This is a genomic window from Amycolatopsis methanolica 239 (genome assembly GCF_000739085.1).
Taxonomy (GTDB): Bacteria; Actinomycetota; Actinomycetes; order Mycobacteriales; family Pseudonocardiaceae; genus Amycolatopsis_E; species Amycolatopsis_E methanolica.
In genome coordinates, this window is the sequence record NZ_CP009110.1 from 5,277,186 (window position 1) to 5,292,501 (window position 15,316).

A 15,316-nucleotide genomic window follows, 5' to 3' on the forward strand; every position below is an offset into this window, starting at 1 on the left:
CGGTCAGGGCGCGACGGCAGGCTCGCCGCTGAGGAACGCGCGCAACCGGGCACCCAGCAGGTCCCACCGCCACTGCTCGGTCACCCAGGCCCGGCCCGCGGCGCCCATCTTGCGGGCACGCGACGGGTCGTCGAGCAGCGGGGTGAGGGTCTCGACCAGCTGGTGGACGTCGCGGCCGTCGACGACGTGACCGGTCACCTCGTCGAGGACGGTCTCCGGGGCGCCGCCCGAGTTGCCCGCGACGACCGGCAGGCCCGTCGCGGAGGCCTCCAGGTAGACGATGCCGAGGCCTTCCACGTCCAGTCCCTTGCCGCGGGTGCGGGCGGGCATGGCGAAGACGTCGCCCGCGGCGTAGTGCGCGGGCAGTTCGGTCCACGGCACCGAGCCGGTGAAGACGACGTCGCCGGCGACGCCCTGCGCGTCGGCGAGCCGTTCCAGGGACTTCCGGTACGGGCCGCCGCCGACGAGCAGGAGCGCGACGTCCGGGACACGGCGGCGCAGCTCGGGAAGGGCGTGGATGAGCATGTCCTGGCCCTTGCGCGGGACGAGCCGGGACACGCAGACGACGGTCGGCCGGTCGCCGAGGCCGTGCCGGGCGCGGATCTCGTCGCGGGCGGCGTCGTCGGGTTTGAACACGTCCGGGTCGACGCCCGGCGGCAGCAGCTCCAGCCCCGCGGACGGGCCGAACGCCGACGCGAACCGGCCGCGCGTGTACTTGCTGACGTAGGTGATCACGTCGGTGGTGTCGCCGATGCGGCGCAGCGCCTGGCGGGCCAGCGGCAGCATCGACCAGCCGACCTCGTGCCCGTGGGTGCTCGCGACGACCCAGTCCGCGCCCGCGGCCCGCAGCGGCTGGGCGAGCAGCGCCAGCGGGGCCGCGGCGCCGAACCAGACGGCCTGGCAGTCGTGCGCGCGCAGGATCTCCTTGGCGCGGCGGAGCACGTCGGGGGTGGGCAGCATCAGCGAGGTGGGGTGCCGGACCACCTCGAACGGCGCGGCGGCGTCGAACTCGGGGTGCGAACCGGAGGGCTTGTCCCAGGACGGTGCGTAGACGACGAGCTGGTCCGGCGGCAGCAGGCGCGCGAAGGAGTTCAGGTAGTTCTGGATCCCCCCGGGCCGCGGCGGGAAGTCGTTGGTCACCAGCAGGGTCCGAAGCACGGGCTGGAGACTACTAGGGAGCGGTTGCGGGGGCGGCAGCCCCGGGAACGAGTCAGGGGCGGCGCCGGCTGTCGCCGGTGCCGCCCCTGTCGGGTGCCGAACTCAGCTCACCGCGACGCGGCGGGCCGAGACGTAGTTGTTCTGCAGCGGCGAGATCTTGACGACGTCCCCGGTCTCGGGGGCGTGCACCATCTTGCCGTCGCCGAGGTAGATGCCCACGTGGTGGATCGGCGAACCGAAGAACACCAGGTCACCGGGCTGCAGCTGGGCGCGCGAGACCGCGACGCCGACCGTGGCCTGCTGCTGGCTCGTCCGCGGCAGAGTGATGCCGGCCGCCTTGTAGGCGTACAGCGTCAGGCCCGAGCAGTCGAACGAGCTGGGGCCGGTGTCGCCCCAGCCGTACGGGCTGCCGAGCTTGCTCAACGCGACGTCGATCGCCTCCTGGGCGGCGGCCGTCGGGGCGGGCACGTTCGGCGCGAGGCCGCCCGTGTCCTTCTGCGCGGCACGCTCGGACGCGGTGAGCCGCTGGCGCGCCTGGTCCAGCTGGTCGAGCTGCGTCTGCAGCGCGGCCTGCCGGGCGTGCAGGTCGTTCAGCAGCGTCGCGGCCGCGTCCTTGGCGACCTGCGAGCGCGTCTGGGCGTCGGCTGCCGCGGCCTGGGCGTCGGCAGCCGCCTGGATCGCCGCGTTGTAGTCGGCGAGCGCCTTGTTCTTCTCGTCGGCGAGCACTTCCAGAGCGGAGGAGCGTTCCAGGAAGTCCTGCGCCGAGGTGCCGTTCAGCAAGGCGGACAACTTGTTGAACTGCACGCCACCGACGAACGAGGCGTCGGCGAACTGGTCGACCACGCCCTGGTACTGGTTCTTCGCGGTGAGCGCCTGCTGACCGGCCGCGTTGGCGGCCGCCAGGTCGGCGTTGGCCCGGTCCAGGTCGGCCTGCTTGGCGTCGAGGTCGGCCTGCGCCTGCATGGCCTCCTCGTTCAGCTGCTCGGCCTGTGCGGCGAGCTGCCGGTACTGCGCCAGGGCGTCCGACGAGGTGGTGGGCTGCTGTGGGGCGGGGAGGGGGACCGCGCCGGCCGGAGCCGTGGGGAAACCACCGACCGCGAGTACCGCGGCGGCGGCGAGGGCTCCTGCGACCACGCGCTTGATGGGTTGCGACTGCACGCCGCGCGTGTCTCCTTTGCACTCATGTCGCCGCCGGCCGTCGCAGGAGGTCGGGGGACCCTCCACGCGCACCGGCGCGGGCGGACACAAGCACCCGAAACCGGTCTACGACGGTAACCCGGCATGTCCAGACGCAGGGGGTAGCGCATCTTGGGTCCATGCGTGGGTCCGGCACAGCTCCCCGACAAGCTGCTACGGCGACAATCTCGCGTCGCCGCCGCGGGCGCGACGGCTGCCGGGCGCGAGATCTCGGCCAGGTTACGAAACGACCGCCGCCGCGTCCACCAGGCACCAGGTAAAAACTTTGCGTAATCACCTCTCTTCCCGTTCGGACCAGCAGTTCCCCTGTGGGTGTGACCAAGACAACAGTCAGCAGGATCACGACTACTGACCGTTTGCCGCGCGAAGCGACCGTTTATCGCCTTCGGCGTGTCGGGGTCGCGGTGGGTCCCCTGCCGCCGAGGGTGGGGTCATTCGGGTGCACAGCGGCCGCCCGGCACGGCGCGGCGTTCTGCTCCCCGCGGCTGATGCCGTGCCGCTGAGCAAACCGGCCACGGCTTCGTGCCCGCCCCGGCAGACGCAGAGCACTGCCGCGTGCTCGGTCGTCTCTGGCACTCGCCCCACCCCAGGCGCCCGTTGGCGCTCGACAGCGACCCGTTTCTCCTTCGGGGAATCGGAGACGCGGCTTGCGCCGCCCGGCCGCCGCGGTGGGGCTCCGCCGCCCGACACGGCGCGTCGCCCCACTCCCCCGCGGCTGATGCCTGCCGCTGAACAAACCGGCCACGGCTTCGTGCCTGCCCCCGCAGACGCAGGGCACTGCCGCGCACTCGGTCATCTCTAGGCGACCCATGCACGCGAGACGCCTGCTGCCACGCGCCAGGCCCCTGGCCGCCTGGCGAGGGCAATCGCCAGCAGAGCAACCGCCCACGAACGGGTCCGGTCGTTCCCCATCCACCCGGGGGGCGCCCGATGGGCGTGCGTCAGCCGGCGCGGCGCTCGGGCAGCCGCACGTGCGGGCGGCGGCCCCGGGAGATCGTCCGTGGCGGGGGCACCAGGCCGGCGTCGGCGAGCAACTCGACCGCGGCCAGTTCCTCGAAGTCGAGTTCGACGACCGGCGGGGCGTCGACCACAGCGCTCAGCATGCAGTCGCCGCAGACGCGGCCCCTCAGCGTGCACCGGTTGCACTCGATGATCACGGTGTTGTCGTTCATGGCGTGCCTCCTCGTCGCTACTGGGATGCACGGTACGAGTGACCACCGACAATTTCGGGCTCGCGTATCGAACGAATGGACCAACGGTGCACGAGAAAACCGCTGACCTGCGAAAAAACCGGCCAAAAAGATCTCTAGACCCGTCCGAGACGCGCCAGAAGCACCGCCGAAGCCACCGGGTGCGCCCCCGCTCGCCGCACCGAGTCGGCCACCCCGCGATCGGTGGAGGCCACCACTAGCGGGCGTCCCTGCGGCTCGGCCGCGACCAGCGACCGGATCACGTCGTCCGCGATCACGCCGGGGTCGGAGAACAACACGCGCACCCCGCGGGCGCTCACGGTCGGCACCGACATCACCTCGGCGCCGTCGAACACCACCGTGATCTCCGCGCCCGTCCGCGCCGCCAGCGCCCCGAGCTGCTGCACCAGTCGGTTCCGCTGGTCGGCCAGTGTCAGCTCCGGGTAGCCGGTCTTGGTGACGTTGTAGCCGTCGACGATCAGGTGGACGCTCGGCAACGCGAGCAGCCGGTCCAGCGCCGCCGGGTCCCGCACCTGCCGCCCGGCCCCGGTTCCCGGCGAAGCGCCCAGCACGGTGTCCGCCGGGCGCCGCGCGCTGGTGTCCAGCGACAGCTCCCGCCGCAACCCCGACACCGCGCCCTGCAGCGTGTCCACGAGCAGCGACAGGCGCACCTCGTCGGCCTCGCGGGCCTCCTTCGCGGACTGGCGCGCGATCTCCGCGTCCGCCGCCGCCCGTTCGGCCCGCGCCCGCTCGGAAGCCGCGCGCTGCCGCTCACGCTCCAGCTGAGCGGTCACCTCGGCCACCTCCTGCTCTCGCCGCACATCGGCCTGCGCCAGCAGCTCACGCGCCTCTTCGGCGGCGTCCTTGGCCTGCCGCAGCTGCGTGCCCTGCTCGCGCAGGCGGTTGCGCAGCTTCGCCAGCTCCTCCTCGCGCTCTAGGCGGGCGCCCTCGATCGCCTCCCGCGCCTCCGCCAGCTCCTCGCGCACCCGTGCGAGCTCCGCCTCCAGCCGCTGGTTGCGCGCCACTGCGGCGTCGCGCTCGGCCCGCAGCGCCGTCTCCGCCGCGTTCTTGACCAGCAGCCGCACGCGGGTGGCCGCGCTGGCCTCGCCGAGCAGGACGGCCGCCACCGCGGCGGCCACCGGGTCCGGGTCGTTCGGGTCGAGCGCGTCGGGCCGGTACTCGCGCACCCACTCCAGGACGGCGGTGCGGAACGCGGTCGAATCCTCCAGGGTTGTGAGGAGCGCCGCACCGCCCAGCTTCGCGCGCTTCGCCGGGGCGAACTTCGCGACCGGCCGCAGCTGCTGCGGGATGTCGATGCGCGGGATCTTCCCCAGTGCCTCGGCGGCCAGCTCGGCGAGCCGGCCGCGCACCGGCTCCGGCAGATCGCGCCAGTTCACGGACTTGGCGTCCGGCTCCGGGCGCGCGCTCGCCGCGGGCGCCCGGAGACCGGGGTCTTCGGGCTCTTCGGCGTGCACTGAGGGAAACATCCGTTCAGGGTAGTCCGCTTCGGTAACGATCACCGTTCGTGCCGTGATCCGGGATTGTCGGTCCCCCTCCTTATGGTGCCGATCATGCAACTCGCGGACGGCGCGCAACTGACCTTCGACGAACTCGGCACGCCGCTTCGGGATACCACGTTCGTCGTGTTCGACCTGGAGACGACCGGGACCAAGCCGGGCCCGGACGGCATTACCGAGATCGGCGCGGTCAAGGTCCGCGGCGGGGAGGTGCTGGGTGAGTTCGCCACCCTCGTCGACCCCGGGATGCCCGTCCCGCCGCAGATCGTGGCGCTGACCGGCATCACCTCGGCGATGCTGCACGACGCGCCGAAGATCGACCGCGTGCTGCCCGCGTTCCTGGAGTTCGCCAGCGGCGCGGTGCTGGTCGCGCACAACGCGCCGTTCGACACGTCGTTCATGCGCGCGGCCTGCCTGCACCACGGCTACCCGTGGCCGAAGCCCGCGGTGGTGTGTACGGTCCGGCTCGCGCGCCGCGTGCTGACCAGGCAGGACAGCCCCAGCTTCCGGCTCTCCGCGCTGGCCGCCCTGTTCGGCTCGCCTGTCACGCCGAACCACCGGGCGCTGGACGACGCCCGCGCCACCGTGCACGTGCTGCACGCGCTGCTGGAGCGGGTCGGCAACGTCGGGGTGCAGTCGCTGGAGGAACTGCTCGACTACCTGCCCGAGGTGACGCCGGCCCAGCGGCGCAAGCGCGGAATGGCGGCCCACCTGCCGGAACGCCCGGGCGTGTACCTGTTCCGCGGGCCGGGCGACGAGGTCCTGTACGTCGGGACGGCGACCAACCTGCGCCGCCGGGTGCGCCAGTACTTCACCGGTTCGGAGAGCCGTGGCCGGATCCGCGAGATGGTCGCCCTCGCCGAGCGGGTGGACGGCATCGAGTGCAGCCACGCGCTGGAGGCCCAGGTCCGCGAGTTGCGGCTGATCGCCGCGCACCGGCCCTCCTACAACCGCCGCTCCAAGAACCCGCGCAAGTCGTGGTGGATCGTGCTCACCGACGAGGCCTTCCCGCGCCTGTCCGTGGTGCGGCTGCCCAAGGACGGCGCGCTCGGGCCGTTCTCGTCGCAGGTGACGGCCAAGATCGCGGCGGACGCGCTGGCCGGCGCCGTCGGTCTGCGGACGTGCACCCAACGGATCTCCGCGCACTCGCCGTCCGGCCGGCCGTGCGCGCTCGCCGAGCTCGGCCGGTGCGGGGCGCCGTGCGCCGGCCGCCAGAGCGTCGAGGAGTACTCCCCCGGCGTGCACGCGATCGTCGACCTGGTCGCCGGGCGCGGCACCCGGCCGCTGGAGTCCGCGCGCCGCCAGCTCGACGACCTGGCCGGGGCCGAGCATTTCGAGCAGGCCGCGCGGCGGCGGGACGAGCTCGCCGTGCTGGTGCGCGCCGTCGACCGGGCACACCGGCTGTCCGCGCTGGCCGCGATCCCAGAACTGGTCGCCGCGGCCCCGGACGGCAACCGCGGGTGGGAGTTCGCGGTGATCCGGCACGGCAGGCTGGCCTCAGCCGGAGTGGCCCGCCGCGGCGTGCCGCCGATGCCGGTGGTCGAGCAGCTCGTGGCGTCGGCGGAGACGGTCGAACCCGGCCCGGGGCCGCTGTACGGGGCGCCGCCGGAGGAGACATCGATCCTGCTGCACTGGCTCACCCGGCCCGGCGTCCGCCTGGTGCGCACGGCTGTGCCCTGGTCGGAGCCCGCCCACGCCGCCGGGCCGTGGCGCGGCTGGCTGGAACAGGTCGCCGCCGCCGTGTCGCTCGAGCAGGCCGGGTAAGGACGCGGGGAGCTACGATCGCCGCGCTACCCAATTACGCGAGGAGGACGCGAGTGATCACCGCGATCGTGCTGATCCATGCCGTGGCGGACAGCATCCCGGAGACCGCGCACGCGATCGCCGACATCGACGGCGTGACGGAGGTGTACTCGTGCGCCGGGGAGGTCGACCTGATCGCGATCGTGCGGGTGCACGCCCACGAGGAGCTCGCCGACCTCATCCCGGCCAAGATCGGCAAGGTGCCGGGCGTGATCGACACCGACACGCACATCGCGTTCCGGTCCTACTCCACCGCCGACACCGAGTCCGCGTTCGCGATCGGCGTCGAGGACGCCGACTGACGACCACACGAGAAAGGGCCCCGGGGCGAAACCCGGGGCCCTTTCTCGTGGACTAGGTGTGTTTCAGGAGCGGCGGAGCCGCTTGCGGTGGGCCGTCAACCGGCACCGCCTCAGGTTCCGCTACCCGCACCACCACGCAAGCCACTCCCGAAACATGACTAGTGGTCCGGCGTCTTCCAGCCCGAGGGGACCTCACCCTTCTCGGGCAGCTCGCCGGGGACGTGGCCGTCGCCGTGCCCGTCGCCGCGGGCGCGGTCGAGCGCCGACGTCTCCTCCACCGGGTCCGGCGCCAGCAGGGTGCCCGGCACCGCACGCCCGGCCGCGCCGAGCTTGTTCATCTTCTTCGGCACCGCCGCGCCCTGGTACTCCAGCGGGATGGCGTGGCCGTGGTCGTCCACACCGCCCAGCGGCTGGTGGATCTCGATGAACTCACCGTGCGGCAGGCGCTTGATGATGCCGGTCTCGATGCCGTGCTCCAGCACCTCCCGGTCGGACCGCTGCAGGCCGAGGCAGATCCGGTAGGTGATGAAGTACGCCAGCGGCGGCAGCACCAGGATGCCGATGCGACCGGCCCACGTCGTCGCGTTCAGGGAGATGTTGAACTTGTCCGCGATGATGTCGTTGAACCCGGACAGCTCGATCACCATGAAGAACGCCAGCGCCATCATGCCGATCGAGGTGCGGACCGGTGCGTCACGCGGGCGCTGCAGCAGGTTGTGGTGCGCGGTGTCGCCGGACAGCTTCCGTTCGATGAACGGGTAGCCGATCAGCAGCGCGAACAGGATCGGCATCCAGACCGCGCCCGCGAAGAACACCGCCGGGACCGTGTAGTTGCCCAGGTACAGCTCCCACGCGGGGAAGATCCGCAGCATGCCGTCGGCCCAGGCGAGGTACCAGTCCGGCTGCGAGCCCGCCGACACCTGCCCCGGGTTGTACGGGCCCAGGTTCCAGATCGGGTTGATCTGGAAGATGCCCGCCATGATCGACAGGATGCCGGTGACGATGACGAAGAACGCGCCGGCCTTCGCGGCGAACACCGGCATGATCCGCACGCCGACGACGTTGGTCTCCTTGCGCCGCACGCCCGGGAACTGGGTGTGCTTCTGGTACCAGACCAGCGCCAGGTGCACACCGACCAGCGCGAGCATGATGCCCGGCAGCAGCAGGATGTGCAGCGTGTACATGCGCGGCACGATCTCGTCGCCGGGGAACTCCCCACCGAACAGCGCCCAGTGCAGCCAGGTGCCCATGATCGGCACCGAGAGCACGATGCCCGACAGGGTGGCGCGGATACCGGTGCCCGACAGCAGGTCGTCCGGCAGCGAGTAGCCGAAGAAGCCCTCGAACATGCCGAGGATCAGCAGCAGCGCGCCGATGACCCAGTTGGCCTCGCGCGGCCTGCGGAACGCTCCGGTGAAGAAGATCCGGAACATGTGCACCATCATCGCCGCGACGAACACCAGCGCGGCCCAGTGGTGCAGCTGCCGGACGAACAGACCGCCGCGGACCTCGAACGAGATCTCCAGGGTCGTCTGGAACGCGCGGGACATCTCGACGCCCTGCAAGTTCTTGAACGGCCCGTTGTAGACGACCTCGGCCATCGACGGATCGAAGAACAGGGTCAGGTAGACACCCGTGATGATCACGACGATGAAGCTGTAGAGCGCGATCTCACCGAGCAGGAACGACCAGTGGGTCGGGAAGACCTTGTTCATCTGGTGCCGCAGGCCCTTGGCCAGACGGTACCGCTGGTCCATGTTGTTCGCGGCCTCGGCGGCGTGCCGCTCCAGCATGCTGGAGCCCCGTGTCGGCGTGGTGAGTGAACTCATGACTTGCGCTCCCAATAGGCGGGGCCGACCGGCTCGATGAAGTCTCCCCGCGCCACGAAGTAACCCTCATCGTTGACCGTGATGGGCAACTGCGCAAGCGCGCGGGTCGCCGGGCCGAAGACGGGCTTGGCGTAGTGCAGGGCGTCGAACTGCGACTGGTGGCACGGGCACAGGATCCGGTTGGTCCGCTGCTCGTACAGCGAAGTCGGGCAGCCGACGTGGCTGCAGATCTTCGTGTAGGCGTAGTAGTCGCCGAAGTTGAAGTCCTCTTGGCCCTCGCGCTTGACGACCCGCTGGGCGTCCTCGGGACGCAGGCGGATCAGCATGACCGGGGCGTCCGAGCGCATGAAGACCGCGGCGAGCTTCTCGTGGTCGCCGCGCTCGCTCTCGCGGAACGGGTACACCGTCTCCATCGCGCCGGCGTCCAGGTCCTCGGGGCGCAGCAGGACGACCTCGTCGGCCTTGCCGGTGTAGCGGCGCAGGTAGACGACCTCCCCCGGGTACTCCGGCTTCCACGCGGTGTGGGCCAGGTTGTCCTTGGACTCGGGGTCCTTCCACGGGTTCTTGATGAACGACGCGACCGGCAGCGCGACCAGGCCGAGGCCCATCACGCCGACGCCGAGGCCTGCGGTGCGCTTGACCAGCGAACGGCGGCCGATCGTGCTGCGGTTACCGGCGTCGGCCAGCTGCGCGACGATCGTCTTGCGGTCGATCTCGGCCGAGCCCTTGCCGTCGCCGTCGTGGCGCTCCTGCACCGCGAGCTCGCTCGGGATGAACCGCTTCGTGTAGAGCAGCACGCCGATTCCCAGCGCGAGGATCGACAGGCCGAGCGTGAAGCCCAGGACGGGCGTGTACAGCGCGTACCGCTCGTACTGGCCGGTGTCCGGAGCCTTGTACTCCCACCACTCCGGCCAGCAGATGGTCACCAGGAAGCCGAGACCGGCCAGCGCCGCGATGGTGAACCACAGCGCCACGACCCGCTCCGCGCGCTTCTCCGCGCGGGTTCCCTTGACCGGCCACGGGTCCGGGTAGTCGACCAGTTCGACGCCGTCGAGCTTGGTGCCCAGCTTGACCAGCTGGTCGCGGTCCATCTCGGCCAGTTCGGCCTCGGAAGGCTGGGGAACCCCCGGCTCGCGCCCGGCGCCCGGGTGCTCTTCCATGCTAGTCATGCCCTCGATCCAATCCACAAAGTCACGCCGACGATGGCGCCGATGCCGACGATCCACGCGACGAGCGCCTCCGAGGCAGGCCCAAGACCGCCCAGGCCGTTGCCGCCGGGGTTGTTGTTCCCGTCGGACACGGACTTGACGTAGGCGACGATGTCCCGCTTCTCCTCGGGGGTGAGCTGCCGGTCGGAGAACTTCGGCATGTTCTGCGGACCGCTCAGCATCGCCGTGTAGATCTGCTCTTCGCTGGCCGGGCCGAGCTCCGGCGCGAACTTGCCCGCGGACAGGGCGCCGCCCTGGCCGGTGAAGTTGTGGCACGACGCGCAGTTGAGGCGGAACAGCTCGCCACCGCGCGCCGGGTTGTCACCGCGCAGCGCCTCGCCGGACTCGGCGGGCCGCTCCGGGCCGCCGCCGTTGGCCTGGATGTACGCGCCGACCGCGTCGATCTCCTCGGGGGTCAGCTTGGCCGGCTTGCGCTCGGCCTGCGCCTCCTGGCGGACCGCGGGCATGCGGCCGGACGAGGTCTGGAAGTACACCGCCGCGTCACCGACGCCGATCAGGCTCGGGCCGCGGTCCTCGACGCCCTGCAGGTTCGCTCCGTGGCAGCTGATGCAGCTGTTGTTGTAGACCTGCTGGCCGAGGCGCAGCTGCGCCGGGTCGTCCTGCGCCTGCGCGGTCTGCGGCTGCGGCACCAGGAGGGCGTAGCCCAGTCCGGCGCCGACCAGCGCCACACCGAGCGCGAGCGCGCCGGCGATGCGGCGGCGCAGCTTGGTGCGGGCGCCGAAGCGGCGCCTGGAGGTGTTCTTGCTGGTGGTCATTCTTCGGCAACCCTTGCTGTCAGTTCAGGCCGGTCCATGGGGTGGCTGGCGCGGTCACGGGATGATGTAGATGACCGCGAACAGGCCGATCCACACGATGTCGACGAAGTGCCAGTAGTAGGACACGACGATCGCCGAGGTCGCCTGCGCGGGGGTGAACTTGCTCAGCTTGGTGCGGATGAGCAAGAAGACGAAGGCGACGAGACCACCGATCACGTGCAGACCGTGGAAACCGGTCGCCAGGAAGAACACCGTGCCGAAGGCACCGGACGGGATGGTCACGCCCTCCTCGACGAGCGTGACGTACTCACCAGCCTGACCGGCGACGAAGATCGCGCCCATGATCAGGGTGATGACGTACCAGCGGCGCAGCCCGTAGACGTCACCGCGCTCGGCGGCGAACACGCCGAGCTGGCAGGTGAACGACGACGCCACCAGGATGATGGTGAAGGGCAGCGCGTACGGGATGTCGAGGTGGATGGGCTCGTCGGTCGCCGGGTTGATCGGCGGCCAGACCCCCGTGCTGTTCTGCGCCTTGACCGTGAAGAACATCGCGAACAGCCCGGCGAAGAACATGAGCTCGCTGGAGAGCCACACGATCGTGCCGACGCTGACCATGTTCGGCCGGTTCAGCGAGTGCACCCGCTGGCTGATGGTGGGAGCTGCCGTTGTCACGGGTCGCATTATGTCTCCCTGCGAAGCGACCTGCTTGGTCGGGTCCGGCACGCCGCGCCGGGGGTGTTGGTCACAGCGACGAACGCGGAGGGTGAGTATCAGGGCGTGGGATTCATCGATCGGGTTCGTGACCTGCTGCGAAAGCGTGGCGGGCCGGACCTCACCGTGGACACCGAGGGTGTCGTCGTCGTGGCCGAGGCCTTCGACGTCGCCGAGGCCGACTCGGCGGTGCTGGGCAGATCACACCTCTGGCGGGCGGACGAACCGGCGATTCTGCGCCACCACCTCGTGCTGCCACCGGATCGGGTCACCGAGGCCGCGTCGGTGCTCGCCCAGGACGGGTGGGAGCTGCGCCCCGGGCCCGGCGGCGAAGGCCCCGTCCGGGTGCACGCGCTGCGCGTGCAGAAGCTCGACGCGCTGCACTGCGCCCAGGAACGGGCCCGGATGGCGGGGCTGGCGCAGCGGCTGGACGGCGACTGGCTCGGCTGGGACGCGCTACAGCCGATGGGCCTGGGTGGAACCGGCCGGGACGGCTAGCATCGACACGACCAGTACAGCGACGAAGCCGGAGGGTCGACTTGTCCGAACAGTCCACGCGGATCCTGGTGTTCAGCCATCGTCCCGAAGTGCGGGAGTCGATCATCACGGCGGTCGGCCGCAGGCCCGCCACCGACCTGGGCCGGGTCGACTACGTCGAGGCCGCCGGAGTGGCCGATGTGCTGGCCGAGATGGACGAGGGCGCGGTCGATCTGGCGATCCTGGACGGCGAGGCCCAGCCGACCGGCGGCATCGGGCTGTGCAGGCAGTTGAAGAACGAGATCGACGACTGCCCGCCCATCGTGATCGCCGTGCGGCGCAAGGACGACCGCTGGCTGGCGACCTGGTCGCAGGCCGACGCCGTCCTGGTCCATCCGCTCGACCCGCTGACCGCGGCGGAGACGGTCGCGGACGTGCTGCGGGCCCGCCGGGTCCCGGTCGTCCGGGGCTGAGGCGCCGCGACCGAATGAGGCCGGTTCGCCGGCCGTGAAAGGTGACCATGGGCACGCAGACTTGGCCCACGCTGCTCAACCAGCTGATCGCCGGCGCCGACCTCTCCGCGGAGGACACCGCGTGGGCGATGGACCAGGTGATGTCCGGGGAGGCCACGCCGGCCCAGGTCGGCGGTTTCCTGGTCGCACTGCGCGCCAAGGGCGAGACGCCGGACGAGATCACCGGCCTCGCGGACGCGATGCTGTCGCACGCGCGCCGGGTGCGGATCGCGCGGGACGCGGTCGACATCGTCGGCACCGGTGGCGACCGGTCCGGGTCGGTGAACATCTCGACGATGGCCTCGCTGGTCACCGCGGCCGCCGGGGTGCCGGTGGTGAAGCACGGCAACCGGGCGGCGTCGTCGAAGGCCGGGACAGCGGACGTGCTGGAGGCCCTCGGGGTGGCGATCGACCTGCCGCCGGAGGGGGTGCAGCGGTGCGTCGACGAGCTGGGCATCGGATTCTGCTTCGCGCCGGTGTTCCACCCCGGGTTCCGCCACGCCGGTGCGCCGCGCCGCGAGCTGGGGGTGCCGACCGCGTTCAACCTGCTGGGGCCGCTGACGAACCCGGCGCAGCCGACGGCCGGGCTGATCGGGTGCGCGTTCCCGGACAAGACGGAGGTGCTGGCGCGGGTGTTCGCAGGCCGGGGCACCTCGACGCTGGTGGTCCGCGGGGACGACGGCCTCGACGAGCTCACCACCACGACGACCAGTTCGGTGTGGGTCGTGTCCGGCGGATCGGTGCGGGCCGAGTCGCTGGATCCGGCCGAGCTGGGCATCGCACGCGCCAGGGCGGAAGACCTGCGGGGTGGCGACCCGGCAGCCAACGCCGAGGTGGTACGTGAACTGGTGGCCGGCAAGCCGGGTCCGGTGCGGGACGCGGTGCTGCTGAACGCGGCCGGGGCGCTGGCCGCGCACGCCGGGTTCAGTTCGTCGCTGACGGACGATCTCGCGGCGGGGCTGACGCGGGCCGCGGAGGCCGTGGATTCCGGCGCTGTGGCGGATCTGCTGGCCCGCTGGGCGGCTTTCCGCTGAGCTGAGGAGCCGGGGTGACTTCCCGCACTCCACAACGAAAAGGGCCCGCCCGGTGGAAAACCACCGGGCGGGCCCTTTTCGCGGATCAGATCACTCGTGGTTGGGGCCGGTGTGGTACTCGAACACCAGGCCGCCGACCGTGAGCAGGATCAGGATGCCGCCGACGACCAGCATCCAGATGTGGAAGAACGCGAGGCCGAGGCCGACGAACGCGGCCGAGGCGGCCAGCCCGATCGGCCAGTAGCTGCCCGGGCTGAAGAAGCCCATCTCACCGGCGCCGTCGCTGATCTCGGCGTCGTCGCGGTCCTCGGGACGCGGTTCGATCCGGCGGCCGACGAACCGCATGTAGCTGCCCGCCAGGAGGGACAGTCCGCCGGTCAGGATCAGGGCGACCAGGCCGACCGGCTCGACGCCGTAGCCACTGGCCAGGCCGGTCCACACGCCGTACACGATCGCGATGAAGAACGCGAAAGCGGTGACCAAGTCGAAAATCCGGGCTTCGACCTTCATGACGCTGTCCTCACTGTGCTCATGCTTCCAACACCCACGGGAACCAACCGGCTCAGCCGGACTGCGTCCGCAGCGTGCGGTCGGTGTTGAACGGCTTCGTCGTGGTCGCCTGCGGCGCGCACAGCTCGCCGCAGTTCAGCGCGGCCAGCGCCTCGGCGGTGGTGTTCGGCTGCCCGGTGGCCGGGTTGATCTGGGTGCGCAGCTGGATGTACCGGTCGAACTGGTCGGCGGGCAGCGCCCGGACCTCGAAGTTCATGCCCGAGTGGTAGGTGCCGCACAGCTCGGCGCAGCGGCCGACGAACGCACCGGCCCGGTCGATCGTGTTCTGGAACGACGGGTCCTGGTTGTTCTTCTCCGGGTCCGGGAACACGTCCCGCTTGAAGTGGAACTCCGGCACCCAGAACGAGTGGATGACGTCCGCGGAGCGCAGGTTGTACTGGATGCGCTTGCCCACGGGCAGGACCAGGATCGGGATCTCGCTCGAGCTGCCGACGGTCTTGACGACCTGGCCGTTGGCGTCCTTCGGGGCGCTCGGGTAGTCGAACTCCCAGTTCCACTGGAACGCGATCACGTCGACCGTGACGTCCGGGTCCGGCTCCTCGGCCAGCACCTTGCTCTCGGTGGTCGCGGTGAAGAAGAACAGCACGCAGACCATCACGAGCGGCAGCACGACGCAGAACAGCTCGAGCGGCACGTTGTACTGGAACTGCCGCGGCAGGTCGCCGGGGCCGTCGGTCTTCTTCTTCCGGTGGAACGCGACCGACCAGAAGATCAGGCCCCACACGATCACACCGACGACGAGCGCGGCGATCACGGACCAGGTCCAGAGGACGCGCATGTCCTCGGACTCCTTGGTCACGCCGACGGGCCACCCGAACCGCAGCACCTCGTCACCGGAGCACCCGGTCGCCAGGAGCGCGACGAGCCCGGCCAGCGCGGCGACCTTACCCACTTTCGCCGAACGTGATGCCGGAGTGCGCTCATCCCTGCCCACTGCGCAGCGCCCTTTCAACCCAGGCCTCCTTGACGATTTCTGGCTTACCAGCGGGAGCCTAGCCGAGCTACCGCGATCCGCAGCCCAAGGGGTGA

The 15,316-nt window shown here is 71.0% G+C and carries 15 protein-coding genes; 5 read left to right on the forward strand and 10 right to left on the reverse strand.

Annotated features, from left to right (window positions below; genetic code table 11):
* Positions 1 to 3: 3 nt before the first annotated feature.
* The 4 genes from AMETH_RS25650 to AMETH_RS25665 all read right to left on the reverse strand — a co-directional run bounded on the left by AMETH_RS25650 (position 4) and on the right by AMETH_RS25665 (position 5,032).
* Positions 4 to 1,158, reverse strand: a complete 1,155-nt coding sequence (locus AMETH_RS25650; protein WP_026153361.1) for a glycosyltransferase family 4 protein — start codon at positions 1,156 to 1,158, stop codon at positions 4 to 6.
* Positions 1,159 to 1,260: 102 nt separating this feature from the next.
* The gene (locus AMETH_RS25655) at positions 1,261 to 2,316 is read right to left on the reverse strand and encodes a C40 family peptidase (RefSeq protein WP_017984048.1); all 1,056 of its coding nucleotides are present in this window, start codon (positions 2,314 to 2,316) and stop codon (positions 1,261 to 1,263) included.
* A gap of 980 nt (positions 2,317 to 3,296) precedes the next feature.
* A complete protein-coding gene (locus AMETH_RS25660) occupies positions 3,297 to 3,527 on the reverse strand; it encodes a hypothetical protein (RefSeq protein WP_017984049.1) in 231 nt (76 codons plus the stop codon).
* 134 nt (positions 3,528 to 3,661) lie between these two features.
* A complete protein-coding gene (locus AMETH_RS25665) occupies positions 3,662 to 5,032 on the reverse strand; it encodes an NYN domain-containing protein (protein WP_026153362.1) in 1,371 nt (456 codons plus the stop codon).
* Positions 5,033 to 5,104: 72 nt separating this feature from the next.
* Here AMETH_RS25665 and AMETH_RS25670 point away from each other — a divergent pair, with 72 nt between their 5' ends.
* Together AMETH_RS25670 and AMETH_RS25675 are read left to right on the forward strand one after the other, a co-directional pair.
* Positions 5,105 to 6,826: a DEDD exonuclease domain-containing protein gene (locus AMETH_RS25670; protein WP_038532373.1), complete on the forward strand. Its 1,722-nt coding sequence runs from the start codon at positions 5,105 to 5,107 to the stop codon at positions 6,824 to 6,826.
* A 53-nt stretch (positions 6,827 to 6,879) separates the two neighbouring features.
* Entirely contained in the window at positions 6,880 to 7,167 is a 288-nt protein-coding gene (locus AMETH_RS25675; protein ID WP_017984052.1) for an Lrp/AsnC family transcriptional regulator, read from the forward strand.
* A gap of 158 nt (positions 7,168 to 7,325) precedes the next feature.
* Here AMETH_RS25675 and qcrB read toward each other — a convergent pair whose 3' ends face one another.
* From qcrB to ctaE, 4 genes are read right to left on the reverse strand one after another with little or no spacing between them, the layout of a single operon-like run.
* A complete protein-coding gene (gene qcrB / locus AMETH_RS25680) occupies positions 7,326 to 8,996 on the reverse strand; it encodes a cytochrome bc1 complex cytochrome b subunit (RefSeq protein WP_026153363.1) in 1,671 nt (556 codons plus the stop codon).
* Positions 8,993 to 10,156, reverse strand: a complete 1,164-nt coding sequence (gene qcrA, locus AMETH_RS25685; protein ID WP_017984054.1) for a cytochrome bc1 complex Rieske iron-sulfur subunit — start codon at positions 10,154 to 10,156, stop codon at positions 8,993 to 8,995. Before qcrA ends, qcrB begins: the two co-directional genes overlap by 4 nt.
* A gap of 5 nt (positions 10,157 to 10,161) precedes the next feature.
* Positions 10,162 to 10,980 (reverse strand): cytochrome bc1 complex diheme cytochrome c subunit, encoded by an 819-nt coding sequence (gene qcrC / locus AMETH_RS25690; protein WP_017984055.1) that lies wholly within the window; start codon positions 10,978 to 10,980, stop codon positions 10,162 to 10,164.
* Positions 10,981 to 11,034: 54 nt separating this feature from the next.
* A complete protein-coding gene (ctaE, locus tag AMETH_RS25695; protein ID WP_026153364.1) occupies positions 11,035 to 11,664 on the reverse strand; it encodes an aa3-type cytochrome oxidase subunit III in 630 nt (209 codons plus the stop codon).
* A 96-nt stretch (positions 11,665 to 11,760) separates the two neighbouring features.
* Here ctaE and AMETH_RS25700 point away from each other — a divergent pair, with 96 nt between their 5' ends.
* From AMETH_RS25700 to trpD, 3 genes are read left to right on the forward strand one after another with little or no spacing between them, the layout of a single operon-like run.
* Positions 11,761 to 12,192, forward strand: a complete 432-nt coding sequence (locus AMETH_RS25700) for a hypothetical protein (RefSeq protein ID WP_017984057.1) — start codon at positions 11,761 to 11,763, stop codon at positions 12,190 to 12,192.
* A gap of 41 nt (positions 12,193 to 12,233) precedes the next feature.
* Entirely contained in the window at positions 12,234 to 12,644 is a 411-nt protein-coding gene (locus AMETH_RS25705; RefSeq protein WP_017984058.1) for a response regulator, read from the forward strand.
* A gap of 47 nt (positions 12,645 to 12,691) precedes the next feature.
* Complete coding sequence (gene trpD, locus AMETH_RS25710) at positions 12,692 to 13,717, forward strand: anthranilate phosphoribosyltransferase (RefSeq protein ID WP_017984059.1); 1,026 nt, start codon at positions 12,692 to 12,694, stop codon at positions 13,715 to 13,717.
* A gap of 90 nt (positions 13,718 to 13,807) precedes the next feature.
* On the opposite strand, the gene AMETH_RS25715 is transcribed toward trpD, so the two are convergent.
* The gene (locus AMETH_RS25715; RefSeq protein WP_017984060.1) at positions 13,808 to 14,227 is read right to left on the reverse strand and encodes a cytochrome c oxidase subunit 4; all 420 of its coding nucleotides are present in this window, start codon (positions 14,225 to 14,227) and stop codon (positions 13,808 to 13,810) included.
* A gap of 52 nt (positions 14,228 to 14,279) precedes the next feature.
* Positions 14,280 to 15,221 (reverse strand): aa3-type cytochrome oxidase subunit II, encoded by a 942-nt coding sequence (gene ctaC, locus AMETH_RS25720; protein ID WP_026153365.1) that lies wholly within the window; start codon positions 15,219 to 15,221, stop codon positions 14,280 to 14,282.
* Positions 15,222 to 15,316: the final 95 nt, after the last annotated feature.

Excerpts from the sequence above, each read along its gene's own strand:
- AMETH_RS25660 (WP_017984049.1), bottom strand. The coding sequence starts at position 3,527 with ATGAACGACAACACCGTGATCATCGAGTGCAACCGGTGCACGCTGAGG.
- AMETH_RS25665 (WP_026153362.1), bottom strand. The coding sequence starts at position 5,032 with ATGTTTCCCTCAGTGCACGCCGAAGAGCCCGAAGACCCCGGTCTCCGG.
- AMETH_RS25670 (WP_038532373.1), top strand. The coding sequence starts at position 5,105 with ATGGTGCCGATCATGCAACTCGCGGACGGCGCGCAACTGACCTTCGAC.
- qcrB (WP_026153363.1), bottom strand. The coding sequence starts at position 8,996 with ATGAGTTCACTCACCACGCCGACACGGGGCTCCAGCATGCTGGAGCGG.
- qcrA (WP_017984054.1), bottom strand. The coding sequence starts at position 10,156 with ATGGAAGAGCACCCGGGCGCCGGGCGCGAGCCGGGGGTTCCCCAGCCT.
- qcrC (WP_017984055.1), bottom strand. The coding sequence starts at position 10,980 with ATGACCACCAGCAAGAACACCTCCAGGCGCCGCTTCGGCGCCCGCACC.
- ctaE (WP_026153364.1), bottom strand. The coding sequence starts at position 11,664 with ATGCGACCCGTGACAACGGCAGCTCCCACCATCAGCCAGCGGGTGCAC.
- trpD (WP_017984059.1), top strand. The coding sequence starts at position 12,692 with ATGGGCACGCAGACTTGGCCCACGCTGCTCAACCAGCTGATCGCCGGC.
- AMETH_RS25715 (WP_017984060.1), bottom strand. The coding sequence starts at position 14,227 with ATGAAGGTCGAAGCCCGGATTTTCGACTTGGTCACCGCTTTCGCGTTC.